We start from the raw sequence: 22,576 nt of genomic DNA, 5'->3' as shown, positions 1-22,576 counted from the left end.
GCCAAAAGCTTAGCTTAAACGGCGCCGCCCGCCGGTGCGGCGGCCGGGCCTCCGGCAGGCCGGGGTTTACGCGTGAAGACCGCGACGACGGCGGCGACCAGGCTCAGCCCGAACAGGACGGACTTGGCGACAGTGAGGAAGCTCGCCAGTGACGCGTCGCCGACCGGGTCCGAGGCCAGCATGGCGTCGACGGCGAGGTTTTCCCCCAGATCCGCTGCCACGTAAAGCACGACGACGGACCAGGCGAGCCAGCGCCAGCCGGGGCGGCGGATTTGCTGCCCCAGCAGGATCAGCCACGTGAAGCCGAACATCAGCGGGAAGATGGTGTCGGCTGTCTTGTGCCAGTAGTTGTATTGCCCGGCACCGTCTTCGCCGAACGCGGTGCGCACCTGCTGGACGTACTCGGTGGAGTATCCGCCGATGAGCGTGTCCGGCATGGCCAGCCCCCCGGTCAGCTGGGAGAACTGCGGCATCACCAGCAGGAACGAGTAGCCGAACAGGAAGGCCGAGGCCGCGGCCCCGGCGATGACGATCAGGTTCGCGTTGCCGGCAGCGCGCTGGGGCGACCGGGTGCTGCCGGGAACGGCAGGCCTCGCGGCGGCGCTGCTGCCGGGGGCCGGGGCCGCCGCCGCACCGTGTTTCTTCGCGCGCTGTGCTGGGGTTTTGGACATACAACCATTATGCCGGGGCGCTCTGCGTCGGCCGTTGGCGGAAGTCGCCGCCGGCGTCCCGCAGTGTCGGTGGTGGCTAATAGACTTAGGGGACCATGGATTTCCTCACCGACCCGGCGTTCGACCCGCATGTTGCCTCTCCGCCCGCTCCGCATCTGCCCGGCGCCGAAGAGCTGCTCTCGGGGCTGAACCCGCAGCAGGAAGAGGCGGTCAAGCATGCCGGCTCCCCGCTGCTGATCGTCGCCGGTGCCGGATCCGGCAAGACCCGGGTGCTCAGCCACCGCATCGCGTATCTGCTCGCCACCCGCCGCGCACGGCCGGGAGAGATCCTCGCCATCACCTTCACGAACAAGGCCGCCGCGGAGATGCGGGAGCGGATCGAGTCGCTGGTGGGGGACTCGGCCAAGCGGATGTGGATTTCCACGTTCCACTCATCCTGCGTGAAGATCCTGCGCCGCGAAGCCAAGCACGTGGGGTTGAACTCCAACTTCTCCATCTACGACTCGGCGGACACGCTGCGGATGGTCAGCCAGGTGGCCAAGGGGCTGGACCTGGACCCGAAGCGCTTCCCGCCCAAGTCCATCCAGCACAAGATCTCGGCGCTGAAGAATGAACTGATCGACGACGAGTCCTTCGCCTCCACCGCCAACTATTCGGATCCGTTCGAGCAGGCGGTGGCCTCGGTCTACACCGGGTACACCCAGCGGATGCGCCAGGCCAACGCCATGGACTTCGACGACCTGATCGCGCAGGTTGTCTTCATCTTCCAGGCGTTCCCGGCGATTGCGGACTCGTACCGCCGGCGGTTCCGCCACGTGCTGGTGGACGAATACCAGGACACCAACCATGCCCAGTACCGGCTGGTGCGCGAGCTGACCCGGGAGTCCGAGGACGGGTCGGTGCCGGCCGGCGAACTGACGGTGGTGGGCGACTCGGACCAGTCCATCTACGCCTTCCGCGGGGCCGACGTGCGCAACATCGTCGATTTCGAGAAGGACTACGCCAGCGCGCGCACCATCCTGCTGGAACAGAACTACCGGTCGACCCAGACCATCCTCACCGCGGCCAACTCGGTGATCTCCCGGAACCCGGACCGCCCGGCCAAGCGGCTCTGGACCGCCGAGGGCGACGGCGAGAAGATCATCGGCTACGTGGGCGAGAACGAGCACGACGAGGCCCGCTTCATCACCGGGGAGATCGACCGACTGCAGGACTCCGAGGGCATCCGCCCGGGCGACATCGCCATTTTCTACCGGACCAACGCCCAGTCCCGTTCCATCGAGGACTTGCTCGTCCGGGTGGGGCTGCCCTACAAGGTAGTCGGCGGCACCCGCTTCTACGAGCGCAAGGAAATCAAGGACGCGCTGGCCTACCTGCGGGTCCTGGCCAACCCGGACGACGTCGTCAACCTGCGCCGCATCCTCAACGAACCGAAGCGCGGGATCGGCGACCGGGCCGAGTACGCCGTCGCGGCGTTGGCGGAACGGGACCGGATCTCGTTCATGGAGGCGCTGCGCCGGGCGGAGGAGGCACGCGGCATGGCCACCCGGTCGGTGAACGCGGTCGCCGGCTTCGTGAAGCTCATCGACGACCTGGCCGAGGTGGCCGCCGGGTCCGGTGCGGCAGCCGCGCTGGAGGCCGTGCTGGAGCAGACCGGCTACCTGGCGATGCTGCGCCAGAGCAACGACCCGCAGGACGAATCCCGCGTGGAAAACCTGGCCGAACTCGTGGCCGTGGTGCGCGAGTACGAACGGGACAACCCGGAAGGGTCGCTGTCCGAGTTCCTGGAACAGGTGGCGCTGGTGGCCGACGCGGACCAGGTGCCCGACGCCCCGGACAGCGAGGCGGCGCGGCTGGCCCAGGACCAGGGCGTGGTGACGCTGATGACGCTGCATACCGCCAAGGGACTGGAGTTTCCGGTGGTCTTCCTCACCGGCATGGAACACGGAATCTTCCCGCACCAGCGCTCCATGACCGACCCGACGGAGCTGGCCGAAGAGCGCCGGTTGGCCTACGTGGGCCTGACCCGTGCCCGCCAGCGGCTGTACCTGACCCGGTCGGAGTCCCGCAGCATGTGGGGCCAGAGCCAGTTCAACCCGGCCAGCCAGTTCATCGAAGAGGTCCCGGCCGAACTCATCGACTGGAAACGCGAAGGCACGGCCCGCCCGACCTTTGCCTCCGCGGGCAGCTTCGGGTCCAGCCGCTACTCGGGATCGCACTGGGGTGCCGGGACCTCGGGCAGCCAGGACATCAGCAACATGCGGGGATCGGCGCCGTCGATCACCAGCGCCAAGACCCGGGCCGGCCGGGTGCAGCCGCAGAAGGAAGTCATCGCGCTGTCCATCGGCGACAAGGTCAACCACGCGAGCTTCGGCAACGGGACCGTCCTGGGCCTCGAAGGAGCCGGCGACAAGACGGTGGCCAAGGTCAAATTCGACGCCGGCGAGAAGCGGCTGCTGCTGCGCTATGCGCCGCTGACCAAGATGGGCTGACCCCGCTGGGAGATGCGCCACGTTTGCGGCGGCGCATTTGGCAGCGGCATGACGGGGCGCTTACCGTTCTTATCCATGGACCACGTGGACATCAGGACTTTGGAACGGCTGGCAACCCCCGATTTTTGGCTTGACAAGCCGCTGCGCGTTTCGCTGATCCTGCTGGGTGGATTCCTGCTGAACATTGTGCTGCGGATGGTGATCAAACGCGTCACGGGAAAGATCGCCGACGGCGAGACCGCCAAGCTGGACAAATTCGACCCTGCAGCGCCCAAGAACACGAAAGACCCGCGCTACTGGCTGATTCAGGACTCGCCGATCGCCGCGGTGCGCCGCGCCCAGCGCTCGAAGACGATCGGATCGGTGCTGCGTTCGATCACCACCATCGTGCTTGCCAGCGTCACCGCGCTGATGGTGCTCACGGAGCTGGAATTCAATCTTGGCCCGGTACTGGCCAGTGCCGGTATTGCCGGCGTCGCCATTGGTTTTGGCGCCCAGACCCTGGTCAAGGACTACCTGTCCGGGCTGTTCATGGTGGCCGAAGACCAGTACGGCATCGGTGACGTGGTCGACTTGGGCGAGGCCTCCGGCACCGTGGAGTCGGTGGGTCTGCGGGTCACGCAGGTGCGCGCCGTGGACGGCACGCTGTGGCACGTGCGCAACGGGGAGATCCTGCGGGTGGGTAACTCCTCACAGGGCTGGGCGCGGGCCGTGCTGGACATCCCGGTGCCGTACGACTCCGATGTGGAGAAGGTCTCCGAGTTGATCCTCAAGACCGCCATGGAACTGCGCATGGACGAGGACAACCGCAGGCTGATTTTGGACGATCCGGAGGTCTGGGGTGTGGAGGCACTGACCGGCGAATCCGTGGTGATCCGTTTGGCCATCCGCACGAAGCCGCTGGAACAGTGGGCAATTGCGCGCAAGATGCGGGCCCGCCTCAAGGAGGCGTTGGCCGAGGAAGGCCTGCGCATTCCGCTGCTGAACCAGACCGTGATCAGGGGCAGTGCACCGGCAGCAGCCGCAGCGCAGGGCGGGGGAACCACCGCGCAGGACGGGGAGGCCGCCCAAGGCGGGAACACCGCCGTCGTGGATCAGACGGGAGCCGGCGGCAAGAATTAGGTTCACGGCGCCGATACCTCAAACCCGGACACTTCTACAAGTCGTAGAAGTGTGCCCTTGGCCACTAAAGCGGTACTCTGGGACCGGCGCCCGAGGCCAAAGGGGCTAGAGTTCCCCATGGAGCACTGCAGGCATCCGCTCACCGTCCGTGGTCACCGCCACGGCCAACCGCGGACGCCGCTCCGAGTCAGAAACGACTTCGACGTAGAAGGACACAACCCGTGGACCTGTATGAATACCAGGCGCGCGATCTCTTCGAGGCACACGGAGTACCCGTGCTGGCTGGAATCGTTGCGTACACCCCAGAAGAAGCCAAGGCAGCTGCTGAGAAAATTGGCGGCGTAGTTGTCGTCAAGGCTCAGGTGAAGGTCGGAGGCCGCGGCAAGGCCGGTGGCGTCAAGGTCGCCAAGACCCCGGACGAGGCATACGAATACGCCTCCAACATCCTCGGCATGGACATCAAGGGCCACACGGTCAAGAAGGTCATGATCGCGCAGGGCGCCGACATCGCCGAGGAGTACTACTTCTCCGTGCTGCTGGACCGCGCCAACCGCAACTACCTGGCCATGTGCTCGGTGGAGGGCGGCATGGAGATCGAGCAGCTGGCCGTGGAGCGCCCGGACGCCCTGGCCAAGGTTGCCATCGACCCGGCCGTGGGCATCGACCAGGCCAAGGCCGACGAAATCGTTGCCGAGGCCGGCTTCGCCGAAGACCTTCGCCCCAAGGTCGCCGAGGTCATCGTCAAGCTCTGGGACGTGTTCATCAAGGAAGACGCCACCCTGGTGGAGGTCAACCCGCTGGTCAAGACCGGCGCCGGCGACATCGTCGCCCTGGACGGCAAGGTCTCGCTGGACGAGAACGCCTCCTTCCGCCAGCCGGGCCACGAGGAGCTCGAGGACAAGGACGCCGCGGATCCGCTCGAGGCCAAGGCCAAGGAACTGGACCTGAACTACGTCAAGCTCGACGGACAGGTCGGCATCATCGGCAACGGCGCGGGCCTGGTCATGTCCACCCTGGATGTCGTCGCCTACGCCGGCGAGAAGCACGGCAACGTCAAGCCCGCCAACTTCCTGGACATCGGCGGCGGCGCCTCGGCCGAGGTCATGGCCGCCGGCCTGGACGTCATCCTCAACGACGAGCAGGTCAAGAGCGTGTTCGTGAACGTCTTCGGCGGCATCACCGCCTGCGACGCCGTGGCAAACGGCATCGTCAAGGCCCTGGAAATCCTGGGCGAGAAGGCCAGCAAGCCGCTGGTTGTCCGCCTCGACGGCAACAATGTCGACGAAGGCCGGCAGATCCTGCTCAACGCCAACCACCCGCTGGTCACCCTGGCCCTGACCATGGACCAGGGCGCCGACAAGGCCGCCGAGCTGGCCAACGCCTAAGGACCGAGGAACTAAAACATGTCTATCTTCATCAACAAGGACTCGAAGGTCATCGTCCAGGGCATCACCGGTGGCGAAGGCTCCAAGCACACGGCGCGCATGCTGCACGCCGGCACCAACATCGTTGGCGGCGTGAACGCTCGCAAGGCCGGCACCACCGTCACCCACGGCGAGAAGACCCTGCCGGTCTTCGGCACCGTCAAGGAAGCCGTCACCGAGACCGGCGCCGACGTCTCCATCGTCTTCGTCCCGCCGGCCTTCACCAAGGACGCCGTGGTCGAGGCCATCGAGGCCGAAATCGGCCTCGTCGTGGTGATCACCGAGGGCGTGCCGGTGCAGGACTCCGCCGAGTTCTGGGCGCTGGCACAGTCCAAGAAGGACTCCGACGGCAACCAGATCACCCGCATCATCGGCCCGAACTGCCCGGGCATCATCACGCCCGGCGAGTCGCTGGTGGGCATCACCCCGGCGAACATCACCGGCAAGGGCGGCGTGGGCCTGGTCTCCAAGTCCGGCACGCTGACCTACCAGATGATGTACGAACTGCGCGACCTCGGCTTCTCCACCGCCATCGGCATCGGCGGCGACCCGGTCATCGGTACCACCCACATCGACGCCCTGGCCGCGTTCGAGGCCGATCCGGAAACCAAGGCGATCGTGATGATCGGCGAAATCGGCGGCGACGCCGAGGAGCGTGCCGCCGAGTACATCAAGGCCAACGTCACCAAGCCGGTCGTCGGCTACGTGGCCGGCTTCACCGCGCCCGAGGGCAAGACCATGGGCCACGCCGGCGCCATCGTCTCCGGCTCCTCCGGCACGGCCCAGGCCAAGAAGGAGGCCCTCGAGGCCGCGGGCGTGAAGGTCGGCAAGACCCCGTCCGAGACCGCGCACCTGCTGCGCGAGGTCTACCCGGACCACGAGGAACCGTCCAGCCTCTAGGCCCTTCGCCTACGGCACCGAAGCCCGCCACCTGCACAAGGTGGCGGGCTTCGCCCGTTCCCGGCCGCCGCGGCGACGCGGTTAGGCTGGAAAGATCACCACTGCACAGGAGGCTTCATGCGCGCTGCCATCATCCACGGACCGGGCGACATCCGGGTCGAGGAACGACCCGACCCGGAAATCCTTGCCCCCACCGACGCGATCGTGCGCGTGAGCGCCACCTGCGTCTGCGGCTCCGATCTGTGGCCCTACCGCGGCATCCGCGAGCCGGGCAGGCCGCATCCCATCGGCCACGAACTCATCGGCGTGGTCGAGGCCACCGGCGACGCGGTGCAGGCGCTGTCCACCGGCGACTTCGTCATTGCCCCGTGGGCCATCAGCTGCGGGGAGTGCCCACCCTGCCGCAACGGCGTGCAAACCTCCTGCGAACGCCGGGCCAGTTGGGGAGGCCGGGACGAACACGGCCTGCCGGTCGACGGCGGGCAGGGCGAAGCCGTGCGGGTGCCCCACGCCGACGCCACTCTGGTTGCGGTGCCCGGCGTGACCGAACCGGGGGAGGAGTTGGCCAAGAGCCTGCTCACGCTCTCCGACGTGATGGGGACCGGACACCACGCGGCCATCAGCGCCAAGGTCGGCCCGGGACGCACCGTCGTCGTCGTGGGTGACGGCGCCGTCGGGCTGTGCGGAGTGCTGGCAGCCCGGCGGCTGGGCGCCGAGCGGATCATCGCGATGTCCCGCTACGACGACCGGGCGGCACTGGCGCGCGAATTCGGGGCGACCGATGTGGTGGCGGAACGCGGGAAGGCCGCCGCCGAAAAGGTCAAGGGGCTGCTCGGCGGCGTGCTGGCCGACTCCGTGCTCGAGTGCGTGGGCACGGCGGAGTCCATGGACCAGGCGTTGCGCTGCACCAGGCCCGGCGGTTCCGTCGGGTTCGTGGGGGTCCCCGCCGGCGGCGCCGAACTGCCCATCGGCGTGCTGTTCTCGAAGAACATTGCCGTCGCCGGCGGCGCCGCGCCCACCCGCGAATACCTTCCGGAACTCCTCGAGGACGTCTTGGCCGGGAAGATCAACCCCGGCAAGGTCTTCGACGCGGTCATGCCCCTCGGCGACGCCGCGGAAGCCTACCGGGCCATGGACGAGCGCCGCGCGATCAAGGTGATGCTGCGGCCCTAGCCGCGGCCGGGCGTCCCGCCAGCGCGGACGGCCGGCCGCGCCGGGCTTCCCGCCAGCGCGGGCCTAGCCGCGCAGGCGTTCCATGCCGGGGTCGACCAGCGGCTCGGCGGCGACGGTGGCCGGGATGCGGCGGCCGAAGTATTCGATCTCGACGCCGTCTCCCTCCCCGATGTCCGCAGGAAGCCAGGCGTACGCGATCGGCCGTCCCACCGTGTGGCCGAAGGCCGCGCTGGTGACGTAGCCGGACGGGACGTCGTCCACGTATACCGGCTCCTTGCCCAGCACCACCGACCGGCCGTCGTCGATGGTCAGGCAGCGCAGCCGGCGGGCCGGCGCGCCCGCGGCGGCCAGCGCGGCGGCGCCGACGAATTCGCCCTTGTCGGCCTTGACCGCGAACCCGAGGCCCGCCTCCTCCGGCGTGTGCTCGGTGGTCATGTCGGTGCCCCAGAGCCGGTAGCCCTTTTCCAGCCGCAGGCTGTTGAATGCGGCCCGGCCGGCTGGGACGATCCCGTGCTCCTGCCCGGCGTCGAACAGCGCGTCCCAGAGCCTGAGCCCCTGGTCGGCCGTGGTGTACAGCTCCCAGCCCAGCTCGCCCACATAGGAGAGCTGCATCGCAGTGACGGAGAGGCCGGCAATGCGCACCTGGGCCGTTCGGAAGTACTTGAGCGAGTTGTTGCTGAAGTCGTCGCTGCTGACCTTGGCCATCACGCCGCGCGCCGAGGGGCCCCAAAGCCCGATGCAGCAGGTGCCGGCGGTGATGTCCTTGACCCGGACCCACTGGGCCGGGTCGGCCTGCGATTGTGCGGCCACCTCGCCGCGCAGGTACTCGTAGTCGGCGTTGTTGTTGATGCCGGCTTGGAACCGCTCGGGCGCCAGCCGCGCCACCGTGATGTCGCTGCGGATGCCGCCGCCGGAATCCAGCAACAGGCAGTAAGTCACCGCCCCCGGTTTCTTGTTGAGCTGCCCGGTGCCCAGCCGCTGCAGCAGGGCCAGGGCGCCCGGCCCGGACACCTCCACCCGCTTCAGCGGCGTCATGTCGTACATGGCGACGGCGGTGCGCGTCTTCCACGCTTCGGCCGCGGCGATGGGGGAGTGGTATCGGGCGGCCCAGGCGTCGCGCTCCGGTTCCCGCCAGTCCTGCGGCAGCGCCGCCAGCAGCGCCGCGTTGGCCTCGTACCAGTGCGGGCGCTCCCAGCCGCCGGATTCCAGGAAGACCGCGCCGAGCTCTTGCTGGCGGCCGAAGAAGGGGCTGGTGCGCAGGTTCCGCGGGGATTCGCGCGGTTGCAGCGGGTGCAGCACGTCGTAGATCTCCACGAAGTTCTGCTGCGACGTCTCGCTGATGTATTCCGGGGCCAGCTGCACGTCTTCGAACCGGCGCACATCGCCTTCGTGCAGATCCGTCTGCGACCGCCCGTCCACCAGCAGCTCTGCAACCGCCTTGGCCACTCCCGCCGAATGGGTGACCCACACGGCTTCGGCCAGGTAAAAGCCGGCGACGTCCGGGGACTCCCCGATCACCGGGGCGCCGTCGGGGGTGAAGGAAAAAACGCCGTTGAAGCCGTCGGTGATGCCCGCGCCGCGGAGGGCCGGCAGCAGCCGCTGGCTTTCCCGCCAGGACGGTTCGAAGTCCGCCGGCGTGAAGCCCAGCCGCGAGGGCATGCGGTCGTCGGAAACGTCCGCCGGCGCGACAGCCGGCAGCCCGTCCAGGTCCACCGGCATGGGCCGGTGCGCGTAGGAACCGATGCCCAGCCGGTCGCCGTGCTCGCGGAAGTACAGGTCCGCGTCCTGGTGGCGCAGGATCGGCAGCCGGGCGCCGTTGGGCAGTTCGTTCCGGCCGGCCAGCACCGGCAGCGCCGAGGTCTTGACGTACTGGTGAGCCAGCGGAAGCAGCGGCACCGTCATGCCGACCATGGCGCCGATCTTCGGCCCCCAGAACCCGGCACAGCAGACCACGACGTCGGCGGGCACCCTCCCTGTGTCGGTCTCCACCGCGGTGACCCGCCCGCCGTCGTGCTCAATGCCCGTCACGGTGGTGGAACCGCGGAACTCGACGCCGGCGGCGGAGGCGCGGGCGATCAGCAGCCGGACGGCGCGGGCCGCGAGGGCCAGCCCGTCGGAGGGGATGTGCAGGCCGCCGAGCACGTTGCCGGCCGGCAGCAGCGGATGGTGCTTTTCGCATTCATCCGGGTCGATCAGCCGGGCCTCCACGCCCCAGGAGGCGGCGAAGCCGGCCCTGCGCTTGAGCTCTTCGAACCGGGCGGGCGTGGTGGCCACCTCCAGCCCGCCCACCTGGTTGAAGCAGGAGCTGCCGTCGGCCGTGAGCGAGCGCATTTTGCCCACGGTGTAACGGGCGAATGCGGTCATGGTCTTGGACGGATTGGTTTGGAAGACCAGCCCGGGTGCGTGCGAACTCGACCCGCCGGCCAGGTGCAGCGGGCCCTGCTCCAGGACGGTCACGTTCGTGCGGCCGCGGGCGGCCAGTTCGTCCGCCAGATTGGCGCCGACGATCCCTGCTCCGATGATGACGATGCGCGGGGAAGTGCTCATGCGGTAATGCTCCTTCAGGTAGCAGGGCGGGGCAAGAGATGCGGGGCCATGCGTTGTGGGGCGGTGAGTTTGGGGTGCGGCGGGTGGCCCGGTTGCCCCGGCCGCCCGCCGCAGGGCGGCCTAGGCGGGCGGTGGAGCAGCTGCCGGGCACTTCCCTTCGGGACAGGTGTCGTCGCATTCGTGTTTGGTGACCAGGTCGAACCTGCTGCCGCCGTGCTGGCCCACCCCGGATCGGATGGCGCGTTCCACGACGGAGTCGGCCAACCGGCGGCGCAGCGCCAGCGGATCACGGCGCAGGTCCTTGGCCAGCGCAATGCACATCAGCAGCATCACCAGGACGAACGGCAGCGCGACCACGATGGTGATGTTCTTGAGCCCGTTCAGGGCCTCGGCCGGCTGGTCCCCGCCGGCCAGCAACATCACCGCAGCGACTCCGCCGGTCAGCGCGCCCCAAAAGATCACGACGCCGCGGGAGGGCTCTTCGGCCCCGTTGGAACTGAGGGAAGCCATCACCAGCGAGGCCGAATCGGCGCCCGTGACGAAGAAGATCCCTACCAGAACCATCGCCAGGATCGCCACCGCGCCGGCCAGGATGTTCGGCAACGGCAGGTTTTGCAGCAGATCGAAGAGGGCGCCGTCGAAGGAGATGGTCGGTTCGCCGTCGACCATGTCGACCAGCCCGTCGCCGGTATCCGGTGTGGCGTCTGCCGCGGCCTGCACTCCAAAGCTGGCGCCGCCGAAGATCGCGAACCACGCGACGCTCACAACGCTTGGCACCAGCAGCACGCCGGTGACGAACTGGCGGATGGTGCGGCCGCGGCTGATCCGGGCAATGAACATGCCGACGAACGGTGTCCAGGACACCCACCAGGCCCAGTAGAAGACCGTCCAGCCGGACATCCAGCTGCGCAGCGCCTCGTCGCCCACCGCTTCGGTGCGGGAGGCCATCTCGGCCAGGTCGCGGGCGTAATCCCCGACGGCGGCCGGCACCAGGTTCAGGATGAACAGCGTGGGGCCGGCAAGGAACACGATCAGCGCCAGAAGAACGGCCAGCACCATGTTGATGTTGGCCAGCCACTGAATGCCGCGGCGGATTCCGGAGACGGCCGAGGCGATGAAGCAGGCCGTGAGCACGGCGATGATGACCACGAGCACGCCGGTGGCCAGCTCGCCCACCCACCCGTTGAACGCCAAGCCGCTGCCGATTTGCAGGGCGCCGAGGCCGAGCGACGCGGCCGTGCCGAAGAGGGTGGCGAAGATGGCCAGGATGTTGATGAACTTCCCGGCCGGTCCCTCCACCGTCTTGCTGCCGAACAGGGAGGTGAAGATTGCCGAGATCAGCTGTTTGCGGCCCAGCCGGTAGGTGCCGTAGGCCATGGCGATGCCGACGACGGCGTACATCGCCCACGGGTGCAGCGTCCAGTGGAACAGCGAGGTTGCCATCGCCGTCTGGATTGCCTCCGGCGTCTGCCCGTCCACGGTGCCGGGCGGCGGGGCGATGTAGTGGTACATCGGTTCTGCCACGCCGTAGAACATCAGGCCGATGCCCATGCCGGCGGCGAACATCATGGAGATCCAGGAGATGGTGCGGAACTCCGGCTTTTCGCCGTCCTTGGACAGCGGGATGTTGCCGAACCGGCCGATCGCCAGCCACAGCACGAAAACCACGAAGAGCGAGGCCAGCAGGATGAAGAGCCAACCGGTATTCTCCATCACCCAGTTCAGTACGGTGACCGAGGTGGTGCCGAGATGCTCGGTGGCCAGGAAACCCCAGGCCACGAAAGCGACGGCGAGGGCGCCGGCCACGGCGAAGACTGTCTTGTCCAAGCCTCCGCTCGTCCGCTGGCGGCCCGCCAGCGCCTGCTCGTTCTCGCTCTCCCGAAGCTCGGCCAGGATCCGGGCGTCCTCCTCGGTGCCCGCTTGATCCGGCGGCGCATTGGCCGGTCTGTCGGAGGGCTCCTGGGCCAGCACCCGCTGCACCTCGTGGTCGGGTGGGCCATCATCAACTGCAAGATCGTTGTTCACTGACATCTGGTTCCTTTGGTGGATGACGAAGGCCCGGCTACACGAACCCGTCGACCTGCAGGCCGGGCGGGAGATTCGGGGCCTCTTCTGATTCCTGGACCATGATGATGCCGTCCACGACGGAGACACCGTGGACGCGGACCGGGAGTTTTGCCGGCGGCGCGTCAACGACGCCGGTACGCAGATTGAACTTCGACGCGTGCAGCGGGCACTCGACTTCGCAGCCCTCTACCCAGCCGTCCGCCAGCGAGGCGTCCTGGTGGGTGCACGTGTCGTCAATGGCAAAGAGCTCGCCCTCTTCCGTGTGGAAGACGGCGATGGGAGGCGAAGTGTCAAGCCGGATGGCGTCGCCGGGGGTTAGCTGGCTTAAGGGGCAGGCCTGATGCATGGGGGCGCCTTCTTTCGCAACGACACAGCGTGCCAAGTTCCGTCGTGAACAACGGCGTTCACGATAGGCAACAGTGTGCCGGGTCACATTCCGTTGTCAAGGGTTTGGAGAAATTCTTTTCTGCGGGTCCTTACCCCTTGACACACGCGGAATCCGTCTTCACGCTGTTTCACATAGCGCGTCGTGTTGCGTCAGGCGCTGCTTCTTCGGAAAACGTGGACCCTCATGCTGTGAAAGGCCCTATCCATGCAGACCCTTGTTGTCATCGGAGCTTCGCTGTCCGGGCTTTCTGCGGCCCGGGCGGCACGGAACCAAGGTTTTGCCGGCCGCCTGATCGTCGTTGGAGCGGAAGTGCATCCGCCCTACGACCGTCCGCCGCTGTCCAAGGACTTCCTGGCGGGCCGGGTCTCGGAGGCGGACCTGGCATTAGTCGACGGGGACGACGAGTTGGCCGCGGAATGGATTTTGGGTGTGACGGCCATAGGCCTCGACCCGGAGTCGATGACCGTGTCGCTCAGCGACGGACGGAGCCTCGCCGCGGACGGACTGGTCCTGGCCACCGGGTCCTCCGCCCGGGTACTCCCCGAAGTCGATGGCTGCGCGAACGTTTTCACCCTCCGCACGTTGGACGATGCCCGTGCGCTCCGCGGTCATCTGCTTCCCGGCCGGAAAATGGTGGTGATCGGGGCAGGCTTCATCGGCGCCGAGACCGCTTCGACCGCCCGTGACGCGGGCCTCGACGTCACCGTGGTGGAGCGGTCTCCTGCCCCACTGTCCGGCGCCCTGGGCGTCGAGATGGGTGCGGCCGTCGCCGGGCTGCACTTGGCCGGCGGGGTGGAGATGCTGTGCGGCACATCTGTCCGGTCCTTCCGCACCAGCGGCGGAAACGTCAGCCACGTGGTGCTCGACGACGGGCGGGAACTTCCCGCCGACATCGTCTTGGTGGGCATCGGCGGGCAACCGAACACCGACTGGCTGCTCGGCTCCGGAATAGAGTTGGGCAACGGCGTGCTCTGCGACTCGGCGGGCCGCACCAGCGTCTCCTCGGTGGTGGCCGTCGGGGACTGCGCGGCCTGGTGGGACCCGCGGGCAGGGGCGCACCAGCGGGATGAGCACTGGACCGGGGCCTTGGAGCAACCTGCCGTTGCAGTGGCAGCGCTGTTGCAGGACACCGCGACCCTGCCGCCGGTCAATCCGCCCTATTTCTGGTCCGACCAATACGGCTCGCGCATTCAGTTTGCCGGCCACGTGCACGGCCACGACCGGGTTGAAATTGAACACGGCTGCCTCGAAGACAACAGCTTCCTCGCCGTCTACTATGCCGGAGCCGACCCCGTTGCCGTGCTGGGTGTCAACCAGGTCCGCCAGTTCACCAGGTGGCGCAAATTCCTCAACCGGGAAGCCGAACGGCACCTGGGCGTACTTTCAGCCGAATTCGCCGCCGCATCCTGAGCAACGCACCCATTCTCCCGCTGCCAGTTCTGTTCAAAGGAGTTCGCATGACCGCCGAAATGGTTTCGGATAGCCTGATCGCCACCCTGCCCGGCCATACCTATGTTGACGATGACGTCTTTCGGGCCGAGCAGGAACGCATCTTCGAGCAGATGTGGTTCTGTGCGGTCAGGTCCGCCGACCTTGACAAAGCCGGCGCCTATCGGACGGTGCAGGTTGGCCGCGAATCGGTCATCGTGACCCGCAACCGCAAAGGCACCGTCCGTGCGTACTACAACATCTGCCGGCACCGCGGCGTCAAACTTTGCATGGAAGAGAGCGGTGAGGCGGGACGTTCGTTCCAATGTCCCTACCACGCCTGGACATACGACTTCGATGGCAAGCTCATCGCGGCGCCCAATCTCACCAAGATGCCCGATATCGACCGGCAAAAGTACGGGTTGGTGGATGTTCCGGTGCGCGAATACCTGGGTTACGTGTGGTTGTGCCTCGCGGAGGAACCGCCGTCGTTCGACGACGACGTGGTGGGGGCGATCGAAGAGCGCCTGGGCGACGCCGGCGCGATCGACGGCTACGACATCGCCAACCTCAGCCTGGGCCGGCGGATCAGGTACGACGTGAAGGCCAACTGGAAGCTGATTATCGAGAACTTCATGGAGTGCTATCACTGCGCGACCATCCATCCGGAGCTGACGGAAGTGCTGCCGGAGTTCGCCGATGGACTGGCCGCGCAGTATTTTGTGGGCCACGGCGCCGAATTCGGCGAGGACGTTAAGGGCTTCACGGTGGACGGGTCGGAAGGCCTGGAACGGATTCCGGGCATCGCCGACGACCAGGACCGGCGCTATTACGCGGTGACCATCAGACCCACGGTCTTCCTGAACCTGGTGCCGGACCACGTGATCATCCACCGGATGTTTCCGTTGGCCGCGGACCGGACAGTGGTGGAGTGCGACTGGCTGTACATGCCCGGCGTGGTGGAAGCCGGAAAGGACCTCACGGCCTCCGTCGAGCTCTTTCACCGGGTGAACCAGCAGGACTTCGACGCGTGCGAACGCTGCCAGCCGGCGATGGGCTCCAAGATCTACGCCAACGGCGGCGTGCTGGTTCCCAGCGAACACCACATCAGCGCGTTCCACGAGTGGGTCACGGCCCGACTGGCCGGAGAGCCCGCCGCCGCCGTCGTCAAATGACAGCCGGGCGCCGGCGTCGTCATTGGGTAGCCGGCGGCGGTCAGCTGTCCCGGGAGTAGCCCATCCGGGCGCTGATGTCCTGCCCGGCCTGCTTGATGTCCTCGACCAGCCCGTCAATCTGCTCGGGCTTGAACCGGAAGGCCGGGCCCGAAATGCTGACGGATCCGATAACGGTTCCCAGGTGGTCCCATACCGGAACAGCAATGGAATTCAGGCCGATCTCGAATTCTTCCTTGACGACGGCGTAGCCCTGGGCGGAGACCTGGAGCAGCTCCTTTTCCAGTTTCTGCCGGGAGGTGATCGTGTTCGCGGTCTGCGCCGGCAACCGGGTTTGCTTCACGATCTTGAGCCGGTCTTCGGAGGTGAGCCCCGCCAGCAGGACCTTACCGCTGGACGTGGCGTGGAGGGGCGTCAGACTGCCGATCCAGTCGGACATCGCCAGAGTGGAGGTGCCCCGCGCCTGGTCCACGTTGACGGCATAGTTGGAACGCAGGACTGCCAGGTTCACGGTCTCCTTGTACTGTTCCGCCAGTCGTTCCAGCACGGGCCGTGCCTCGCGCACCAGGCTCAGGTTCCCCGGGATCGAGTTCGCGAGCCGCAGGATGCTAAAGCCGAGCTGGTATTTGCCGCGCTCGCTGTTCTGCTGCACCATGCCGCGCTGGTCCAAGGACGCCAGCAGCCGCGACGCGGTGGACTTGTGCACGCCCATTTCCTCGGCGATGTCGCTGACGCCGGCGGCGCCACGGCGCGCCAGGATCTCGAGCACGGTGATGGCGCGGTCCACAGACTGCACACCGCGGTTCAGGTTCTCAGGCGACGCCTCGTCGTCGAACTCTTCAGGATCGGCCATAGGACCATAATCTCATTGCGGCAGGGCGCGGTGGGCCCGCACGGCGAAGCTGGTCCTACAGTGCCGCGACGGATTCAGGGTCGGCGGCGCGTGCCTGCGCCACGGTAGGGGAGAATTCGCGGGACAGGGCGGCAGCCATGCCGGCCGATGCCCGCTCGAGGAGGATTTTGCCCTTGCCGGCGGTCGCCTCGGCCGCGGAGGAAAGGCAGCCGGAGGCCGGTGTCAGTTCGGGGTTGACGGGCAGGACATCGTAGTTCGGCAGGACGGCGGGGGGAGCGTCGACGACCTTGTCCATGCGGACGCGCTCCGGGTAGAGGTGCAGCATGAGCGAGGTTTCCAGCACGCCGCCGTGCTCCAGGTCCCAGCCGGTGAAGCCATCCGGGTACAGCTCGGTGATGGTCCGCTCGTCAACGAAGTCCCAGTAGGAGAGCAGCACTACCTTGACGTCCTGGACGCCGCTTTGGTGCAGTTCGCGGAGCGCCAGGTCGACGCCTTCGTACAGGAACTGGTAGTTCTCGAAATGGCCGTTGATGAAGGCAATGTTCCGGGCACCGTGCCGGGCAAATTCCAGGGTGAGCGTCTTGGCGATGGAAATGACCGTCGCGGCGTCGAGGCTGGTGGTGCCGGGGAGGTGGTTGCCGCCCCCGGAGCGTTGCTGGGACTTGTACCCGTAGACGACGGGAGCGGCGACAACACCGCCGATGGATGACGCCGTCGCACCGGCCAACGCCGTAGACAGGAGAACATCCACGTTGAGCGGCATATGCGGCCCGTGCTGCTCAATGGAGCCGACCGGGATCAGCACGACGGCGTTGTCGTCGGCGATGCGTTCCCGATAGGTAAAGGCGTCGAGTTCTTCCATGTACACGCTGGCAGGCATGCTTGCTCCAAACGATCGTTGTGCGGCTCATTCGCGATGGGCGGTGGATTGCAGGTGGCGCTGCCGGGGCGGGACCAAACGGCCCCGCCCCGGCAGGTCGGGTCAGGCCTGGATGATGTTGTTCTCGGGGCCGAAACCGAACTTAGTGATGTTTTCCACGCTGTCTTCGCCGATGACGAGGATGTCGTGTTCGCGGTAGCCGCCGGCACCGGGTTCGCCGTCGGCGACGGTGATCATCGGCTCCATGGAAACGACCATGCCCGGTTCCAGGACGGTGTCGATGTCCTCGCGCAGTTCCAGGCCTGCCTCGCGTCCGTAGTAATGCGAGAGGACGCCGAACGAGTGGCCGTACCCGAACGTGCGGTTCGCCAGCAGCCCGTGGCCGATGTAGATCTCGTTCAGCTCGGCGGCGATGTCCTTGCAGACGGCGCCGGGCTTGATCAGTTCCAGCCCGCGGCGGTGCACCTCTACGTTGATGTTCCACAGCTCGAGCGAGCGTTCGTCCGGCTCGCCCAGGAACAGGGTCCGTTCCAGCGCGGTGTAGTAACCGGAGGTCATCGGGAAGCAGTTCAGGGACAGGATGTCCCCGCGCTGCAGCTTGCGGGTGGTGGCCCAGTTGTGCGCACCGTCGGTGTTGATGCCGGACTGGAACCAGACCCAGGTGTCACGGACTTCGCGGTGCGGGAAGGTGCGGGCGATCTCGTGGACCATGGCCTCGGTGCCGATCAGTGCCACTTCGTACTCGCTGATGCCTTCCCGGATGGCCGCCTTGATGGCCTCGCCGCCCAGGTCGCCGATCCGTGCACCGTGCTTGATGACCTCGATTTCCTCGGCCGACTTAATCATCCGCTGGCGCATCGCGTCCTGCGAGACGTCGAGCAGTTCGGCGCCGTCGAAGGCGGCCTGGATACGCTGGCGGGTCATCAGCGGCAGGGCATCGTCTTCGACACCGAGGCGGCGTGCGCTGACGCCGCGCTGGCGCAGGGCTTCCTGGAGTCCGAAGTAGAAGTTGTCGCGCTTCCAGTCCGTATAGACGATGTTCTCGCCGTAGCTGGTGCGCCACGGCATGCCGGCGTCGATGTTGGCGGTGACCGTGACCGAGTCGTCTGCGGTGACGACCAGGGCGTAGTTGCGGCCAAACGTCGTGTACAGGAAGTCCGAGTAGTACTTGATGCCGTGGTAGCTGGTCAGGATGACCGCGTCGAGCTCCTTGGCGGCCATAATCTGCCGCAGCCCGGCCAGGCGGCGTTCGAATTCCGCGTCGGAGAAGGTCAGCTGCTGCTTCTCACCGTTGTGCAGAACCTTCAGACGCTCGAGCTCGGACACGCTGTTGGCGGAGGGGGAGGCGGGGGCGATGGTCATTGGATCTCCTTCGTGGTGTTTCTGTGTGCGGGAAAGGTGGCTTTGAGGTTGGTGCGGCCACGCATGTTGATGCGTCGGTCCGCCGGCTAGGCCGTGGGTGCGGGGGTGCGGTCCTCCGGGGCATCCGGGGCCTCCGGTGCCAGCGCGGCAACGGAGCCTGCGGGATGGTCGGCCTCGACCAACGCTGTTTCGCAGTCGCCGTGGTCCTTCAGGAATTCCTCGTCGGAGCTGTCCTGCTTGAGGCCGAGCGGAATGCCGGCGGCAATCCGAGAACGGAACCGGGAGTATCCGAGCAGGAAGTACACCGTGGCCGAGGTGATGGTCCCGCCCAGCCACGAGAAATCGATGCCTCCGACCGCGGTCGCGATGGGTCCCTGGAGGACCGGAACCGAGCCGTACATGCACATCCAGGTCATGAAAATGCCGGCGAAGAAGGCGATGAAAGCCGCCGGGTTGAAGGCCTTGAGCTGGGTGTCGGACGGCGAGCGGAAGAGGTAGCTGAAGTTCTTATGGTGGCGCTCAAAGACGAAGTAATGAACGGCCATGATCCCGCCCCAGGTCGCGACCCACGCTGCAATCGCGATGATCCAGTTGTGCAGCATGTGGGCAAAGTCAGTCGCGAACATGAAACCGATGACCGCCGCCATTGCCAGGCCGCCGACGACGATGGACAGCTTCTTGCGGGAGATCTGGATGTCCAGGGCCTGTGTGGCGACGCCGAACGTGTACATGTTGATGATGTTGGTTGCGATGGGTCCGTGGATGACCAGCAGGATCACCGGAATGGCGAACGCTCCGTAGCTTTCCACGATCAGCTGGCCGGGATCGGCCGTGCCGTTCTTTGTCGCCAGGCTGGCGCCCAGGACGCCGAGCCAGACCACCGGGAGGAACTGCCCGAGGACGCTGACGACATAAAGCTTTGCGGGCCGGATCTTCTTGCTCACGAAGCGGGAGTAATCGGGAGCGTAGGTAAACCAGCCGATGCCCCAGCCGATGCCGATGGCGGTCATGATCGAGGACATGGCAGCGATCCTCGGCATGCCGGTGAGAACCTCGCCCACGGGTCCCTGGTAGCTCCAGTCGATGTCCAGCTGCGTCCAGGCCACGATTGACATGGCAATGAGGACCAGGACGGTGGGCGGCATGGTGATCCGCTCGAAGCGGGAAATGGCGCGGTAGCCGCGGTAGCAAATGGCCACCTGGATCGACATGATGACGGCAGCCGTGCCGATGCGCCACCCCAAGTTGGTGGCCGCAGGATCAACCCAGCCGATCATTCCGAACAGCGCCATGATCAGGTCCAGGATGACCCACGTGTTGACGGCGGACCATCCGATGGCGATCACGGCCTGGATGGCTGCGGGTAGGTAGGCGCCCCTGCGGCCGAACGCTCCGCGGGCCAGCAACATGCCGGTAGCTCCGGTGCGCTGCCCGAGGATTACGAAGAAGCCGAAGCCAAGCATGCCGATGACGTTGCCGGCAATGAGCACGGTGAGGGTATCGGCAAGGCTCAATCCGAGGTGGATGCCCAGGGCACCCAGGATCCAGTTGATCGGGGCGACGTTGGCGCCTGCCCAGATCCAGAACTGGCCGGACAGCTTTGTGGTACGGGCCGATTCGGGAACCGGCTGCAGGATGTCTTCTACGTGTTGGGTGGCCTGTTCGGATTTCGTGGCGGATCTCTGGCTCATGGCGGGTCTCCTGATGATTTGCAACGCGAGGCGGAGCAGGACTTCACCCAGACTAGGAGGTGATGCAGCTCACAGCGTATAGTCGGACCGTAACCACTTAGGTGCACGGAGGGTGACGGACTGTCCCCCCTACACCGGTCGGGCTGCTCAGAGGCGGGATTATCCATGGTCGTGATGTTGTCGGATGTGCTTGGGCTTGAACTGATGCAGCGCGCCAGTCCGTTGGTCCGGGCCGGCAAAAGCCAGATTCCCGGCGGCAAGGTCAGATGGGTGCATTCGAGCGAAGTTTTGGAAATAGCGCCGCTGCTGCGCGGCCAGGAGCTGCTGCTGAGCGGCGGGGACGCCTTGTTGAACCTCCGGCCCGCCGCACAACACGAGTACATCCGCAGCCTGGCGGCCCGGCACGTGACGGCCTTGGCGATCCAGACCGCAGGCTCCGGCCGCTCCCTCTCGGCCGAGCTTGTGGAGGCAGCCGAAGAGGTGGGGCTGCCGCTGATCGAGCTGCGGCGCGTGGTCCCGTTCGTGGAGATTGCGGAAGAAGTCAATCGGAAAGTCGTGTCTGAACATGTCACGGCCCTGCAAACCGCCGATTCCATCTCGCAGCGCTTGGCGGAACACCTGGCTTCTTCCGGTCCGGCACTGAGCCCCCTGATCGAGATTGTCTCGCAGTCGCTGCGGATCGAGGCGGCGCTGCTGGACCCCAGCGGGACCGTCTTGGAGTTCGCCGGCGGCTTCCCGCCCGACCCCACCTCCGTGAATGTGGAATCGGACATTTTCGTTGGCAGCCTGGTGTCGGCGCGCCTGCGGCTGCAAAGCCGCCGGGATGTTGCCCCGGAGCTGCTGAGGACGGTGGGGGAGCGGATCGGCGGCATTCTGGCGCTCGCCGTGTCGCAGCAGCACAGGCCGACGGCGCAGCAGATTGCCCACACCGCCCTGATGCGGGCCGTCATCAGCGGCGCCGGCGCCTCCCACATCCACGAGTTGTGCACCGCCGCGGGCCTCTCGACAGTGCAACCGGCCTTCGTCATGGTGTTTCGCCGGATTGGGCTGACCAGCGTACGCGGAGTGGCCGAAAGGATCCTCAAAAACCGGTGTCCCGACGCCCGGACCTATCTGGACGGCGAGAGCCTGTGCGCCCTGGTCCAGCTCAGCATCAGCGGCACGCGCCAGGAGCGGCGGGAAATCCTGGCCGGATTGCGTGAGGACTTCCGCGGCCTGGCGGTGGCGGGTGCGATCGGGCCGACGGTTGCCACGCCGTTGCACGCCCACTCGTCCCTGGTCGAGGCCAGGCTGACCCAAGCGGTGGGGCCCCCGGACGACCTGGAAAGCAACATCCGCGACTGCGAGGACTTTGTCCTGGAGCGGCTGGCGGCCCGCGAGCTCTCCGGACCGGTCGCCGGACGAATCACCCAGGAACTGCTCGGCGAGCTGTTGGACTACGACCGGAAGCGGGGGACGCGGCTGCTGGACACCCTCGACGCCTGGCTCATGAGCGGCTGCAATTCCGCAGAGACTGCGCGGATCCTGTTCGTGGAACGCCAAACGCTGCATAAGCGGCTGCGCAAGATTTTCGATCTCATCGGCGAAGACCCCCGGGGCACGCCCAAGATGTCCGGGCTCAACCTGGCGGTCCGCCTGGCCAAGAACCCCTCGCCCGCCGAAATCGGCGGCTGAACGTTCCGCCAAAGACACCTTCCCCGCGCTACAACACCGCGCGGATGGCCTTTTCGAAGCCGGTGATGTGCTCGAGGGCCAGGCCGGCAGCGTGGTCCGCGTCGCCGTCGACAATTGAGTCCAGCAGTTCCACGTGCTCGGTGATGTGGCCGGCGACGGACGGCACCTTATCCAGCACGAGGCACCAGATGCGGGTGGCCAGGTTGTCCAGCCTGATCAGGGTGTCCTCGAGGTAGGGATTGCCCGCGGCGCGATAGATGGCGCGGTGCACGCTGAGGTCGTAACGCATCAGGTCGTGTTTGGCGGGCCGGGCGTCGTTGAGCTTCCCGATGTCCCGCGCCAGCTGCGACAGTTCTGCGCGCATGGCCTCCCCGGCCGACTCCGCTGCCTTGCGGGCCGCCAGGGGTTCCAGCACGCGGCGCAGTTCCGACACGGCGGCCAGCTCGGTGATGTCCACGATGGTCGCGAAGGTCCCGCGGCGCGGATAGGAGACGACCAGGTGGTCGATCTCCAGTTTCTTCAGGGCCTCGCGCACCGGGGTGCGGCCGAAGCCGAGTTCCGCCGCCAGTTGCCCGTCATTGATGGGCGCGCCGGGGCGGATATCCAACATGATCAGCTTGTCCCGCAGCGCCCGGTAGGCCTGCTCGGCCAGCGACAGGTGCTCGGTCCCGGCATCGGTTTCCGCGGTGATGCTCATGATGCTCCTAATGGTCCGCTGACCTGGTCGGGGTC

General features: G+C 66.8%; 17 protein-coding genes. 8 read left to right on the top strand and 9 right to left on the bottom strand.

What is annotated here, in order from left to right; translation table 11 throughout:
* Positions 1–14: 14 nt before the first annotated feature.
* Positions 15–671: a hypothetical protein gene (locus AC5RVG_RS16270; protein WP_494014668.1), complete on the bottom strand. Its 657-nt coding sequence runs from the start codon at positions 669–671 to the stop codon at positions 15–17.
* A gap of 95 nt (positions 672–766) precedes the next feature.
* Between AC5RVG_RS16270 and pcrA the strand changes: the two genes are divergently transcribed.
* The 5 genes from pcrA (at position 767) to AC5RVG_RS16245 (ending at position 7,782) form a co-directional block, all read left to right on the top strand.
* Complete coding sequence (gene pcrA / locus AC5RVG_RS16265) at positions 767–3,163, top strand: DNA helicase PcrA (RefSeq protein WP_494014667.1); 2,397 nt, start codon at positions 767–769, stop codon at positions 3,161–3,163.
* A gap of 75 nt (positions 3,164–3,238) precedes the next feature.
* Entirely contained in the window at positions 3,239–4,285 is a 1,047-nt protein-coding gene (locus AC5RVG_RS16260) for a mechanosensitive ion channel family protein (protein WP_494014666.1), read from the top strand.
* A 221-nt stretch (positions 4,286–4,506) separates the two neighbouring features.
* Positions 4,507–5,670 (top strand): ADP-forming succinate--CoA ligase subunit beta, encoded by a 1,164-nt coding sequence (gene sucC / locus AC5RVG_RS16255; RefSeq protein ID WP_494001753.1) that lies wholly within the window; start codon positions 4,507–4,509, stop codon positions 5,668–5,670.
* A gap of 18 nt (positions 5,671–5,688) precedes the next feature.
* Positions 5,689–6,609: a succinate--CoA ligase subunit alpha gene (sucD, locus tag AC5RVG_RS16250; RefSeq protein ID WP_494014665.1), complete on the top strand. Its 921-nt coding sequence runs from the start codon at positions 5,689–5,691 to the stop codon at positions 6,607–6,609.
* A gap of 117 nt (positions 6,610–6,726) precedes the next feature.
* The gene (locus AC5RVG_RS16245) at positions 6,727–7,782 is read left to right on the top strand and encodes a zinc-dependent alcohol dehydrogenase family protein (RefSeq protein ID WP_494014664.1); all 1,056 of its coding nucleotides are present in this window, start codon (positions 6,727–6,729) and stop codon (positions 7,780–7,782) included.
* A gap of 63 nt (positions 7,783–7,845) precedes the next feature.
* Here AC5RVG_RS16245 and AC5RVG_RS16240 read toward each other — a convergent pair whose 3' ends face one another.
* From AC5RVG_RS16240 to AC5RVG_RS16230, 3 genes are all read right to left on the bottom strand, one after another.
* The gene (locus AC5RVG_RS16240) at positions 7,846–10,329 is read right to left on the bottom strand and encodes a GcvT family protein (protein WP_494014663.1); all 2,484 of its coding nucleotides are present in this window, start codon (positions 10,327–10,329) and stop codon (positions 7,846–7,848) included.
* Between the two features lie 120 nt (positions 10,330–10,449).
* Complete coding sequence (locus AC5RVG_RS16235) at positions 10,450–12,360, bottom strand: BCCT family transporter (RefSeq protein WP_494014662.1); 1,911 nt, start codon at positions 12,358–12,360, stop codon at positions 10,450–10,452.
* A gap of 31 nt (positions 12,361–12,391) precedes the next feature.
* A complete protein-coding gene (locus AC5RVG_RS16230) occupies positions 12,392–12,742 on the bottom strand; it encodes a bifunctional 3-phenylpropionate/cinnamic acid dioxygenase ferredoxin subunit (protein ID WP_494001748.1) in 351 nt (116 codons plus the stop codon).
* A gap of 246 nt (positions 12,743–12,988) precedes the next feature.
* On the opposite strand from AC5RVG_RS16230, the gene AC5RVG_RS16225 reads away from it, so the two are divergent.
* Together AC5RVG_RS16225 and AC5RVG_RS16220 are read left to right on the top strand one after the other, a co-directional pair.
* Positions 12,989–14,194: an NAD(P)/FAD-dependent oxidoreductase gene (locus tag AC5RVG_RS16225; RefSeq protein WP_494014661.1), complete on the top strand. Its 1,206-nt coding sequence runs from the start codon at positions 12,989–12,991 to the stop codon at positions 14,192–14,194.
* A 47-nt stretch (positions 14,195–14,241) separates the two neighbouring features.
* Positions 14,242–15,387 carry an aromatic ring-hydroxylating oxygenase subunit alpha gene (locus AC5RVG_RS16220; protein ID WP_494014660.1) on the top strand — a complete coding sequence of 382 codons (1,146 nt, stop codon included), beginning with the start codon at positions 14,242–14,244 and terminating at the stop codon, positions 15,385–15,387.
* A gap of 40 nt (positions 15,388–15,427) precedes the next feature.
* On the opposite strand, the gene AC5RVG_RS16215 is transcribed toward AC5RVG_RS16220, so the two are convergent.
* The 4 genes from AC5RVG_RS16215 to AC5RVG_RS16200 all read right to left on the bottom strand — a co-directional run bounded on the left by AC5RVG_RS16215 (position 15,428) and on the right by AC5RVG_RS16200 (position 20,170).
* Positions 15,428–16,237 (bottom strand): IclR family transcriptional regulator, encoded by an 810-nt coding sequence (locus AC5RVG_RS16215; protein ID WP_494014659.1) that lies wholly within the window; start codon positions 16,235–16,237, stop codon positions 15,428–15,430.
* 55 nt (positions 16,238–16,292) lie between these two features.
* Complete coding sequence (locus AC5RVG_RS16210) at positions 16,293–17,117, bottom strand: creatininase (protein ID WP_494014658.1); 825 nt, start codon at positions 17,115–17,117, stop codon at positions 16,293–16,295.
* Between the two features lie 102 nt (positions 17,118–17,219).
* Positions 17,220–18,479 (bottom strand): M24 family metallopeptidase, encoded by a 1,260-nt coding sequence (locus AC5RVG_RS16205; protein ID WP_494001743.1) that lies wholly within the window; start codon positions 18,477–18,479, stop codon positions 17,220–17,222.
* Between the two features lie 86 nt (positions 18,480–18,565).
* The gene (locus AC5RVG_RS16200) at positions 18,566–20,170 is read right to left on the bottom strand and encodes a purine-cytosine permease family protein (RefSeq protein ID WP_494001742.1); all 1,605 of its coding nucleotides are present in this window, start codon (positions 20,168–20,170) and stop codon (positions 18,566–18,568) included.
* A 165-nt stretch (positions 20,171–20,335) separates the two neighbouring features.
* Here AC5RVG_RS16200 and AC5RVG_RS16195 point away from each other — a divergent pair, with 165 nt between their 5' ends.
* A complete protein-coding gene (locus tag AC5RVG_RS16195) occupies positions 20,336–21,844 on the top strand; it encodes a PucR family transcriptional regulator (protein ID WP_494014657.1) in 1,509 nt (502 codons plus the stop codon).
* A 28-nt stretch (positions 21,845–21,872) separates the two neighbouring features.
* On the opposite strand, the gene AC5RVG_RS16190 is transcribed toward AC5RVG_RS16195, so the two are convergent.
* Positions 21,873–22,541 carry a GntR family transcriptional regulator gene (locus AC5RVG_RS16190; protein WP_494014656.1) on the bottom strand — a complete coding sequence of 223 codons (669 nt, stop codon included), beginning with the start codon at positions 22,539–22,541 and terminating at the stop codon, positions 21,873–21,875.
* Positions 22,542–22,576 lie beyond the last annotated feature (35 nt).

The sequence above is a fragment of the Arthrobacter senegalensis genome (genome assembly GCF_059091765.1).
The sequence above is the reverse complement of the archived record's forward strand: the minus strand, read 5'-3'. Positions and strand labels throughout refer to the sequence as shown.

Bases quoted from the DNA above. Each gene is read 5' to 3' on its own strand.
- AC5RVG_RS16270 (WP_494014668.1), bottom strand. From the start codon at position 671: ATGTCCAAAACCCCAGCACAGCGCGCGAAGAAACACGGTGCGGCGGCG.
- pcrA (WP_494014667.1), top strand. From the start codon at position 767: ATGGATTTCCTCACCGACCCGGCGTTCGACCCGCATGTTGCCTCTCCG.
- AC5RVG_RS16260 (WP_494014666.1), top strand. From the start codon at position 3,239: ATGGACCACGTGGACATCAGGACTTTGGAACGGCTGGCAACCCCCGAT.
- sucD (WP_494014665.1), top strand. From the start codon at position 5,689: ATGTCTATCTTCATCAACAAGGACTCGAAGGTCATCGTCCAGGGCATC.
- AC5RVG_RS16245 (WP_494014664.1), top strand. From the start codon at position 6,727: ATGCGCGCTGCCATCATCCACGGACCGGGCGACATCCGGGTCGAGGAA.
- AC5RVG_RS16240 (WP_494014663.1), bottom strand. From the start codon at position 10,329: ATGAGCACTTCCCCGCGCATCGTCATCATCGGAGCAGGGATCGTCGGC.
- AC5RVG_RS16235 (WP_494014662.1), bottom strand. From the start codon at position 12,360: ATGTCAGTGAACAACGATCTTGCAGTTGATGATGGCCCACCCGACCAC.
- AC5RVG_RS16230 (WP_494001748.1), bottom strand. From the start codon at position 12,742: ATGCATCAGGCCTGCCCCTTAAGCCAGCTAACCCCCGGCGACGCCATC.
- AC5RVG_RS16225 (WP_494014661.1), top strand. From the start codon at position 12,989: ATGCAGACCCTTGTTGTCATCGGAGCTTCGCTGTCCGGGCTTTCTGCG.
- AC5RVG_RS16220 (WP_494014660.1), top strand. From the start codon at position 14,242: ATGACCGCCGAAATGGTTTCGGATAGCCTGATCGCCACCCTGCCCGGC.
- AC5RVG_RS16215 (WP_494014659.1), bottom strand. From the start codon at position 16,237: ATGGCCGATCCTGAAGAGTTCGACGACGAGGCGTCGCCTGAGAACCTG.
- AC5RVG_RS16210 (WP_494014658.1), bottom strand. From the start codon at position 17,117: ATGCCTGCCAGCGTGTACATGGAAGAACTCGACGCCTTTACCTATCGG.
- AC5RVG_RS16205 (WP_494001743.1), bottom strand. From the start codon at position 18,479: ATGACCATCGCCCCCGCCTCCCCCTCCGCCAACAGCGTGTCCGAGCTC.
- AC5RVG_RS16200 (WP_494001742.1), bottom strand. From the start codon at position 20,170: ATGAGCCAGAGATCCGCCACGAAATCCGAACAGGCCACCCAACACGTA.
- AC5RVG_RS16195 (WP_494014657.1), top strand. From the start codon at position 20,336: ATGGTCGTGATGTTGTCGGATGTGCTTGGGCTTGAACTGATGCAGCGC.
- AC5RVG_RS16190 (WP_494014656.1), bottom strand. From the start codon at position 22,541: ATGAGCATCACCGCGGAAACCGATGCCGGGACCGAGCACCTGTCGCTG.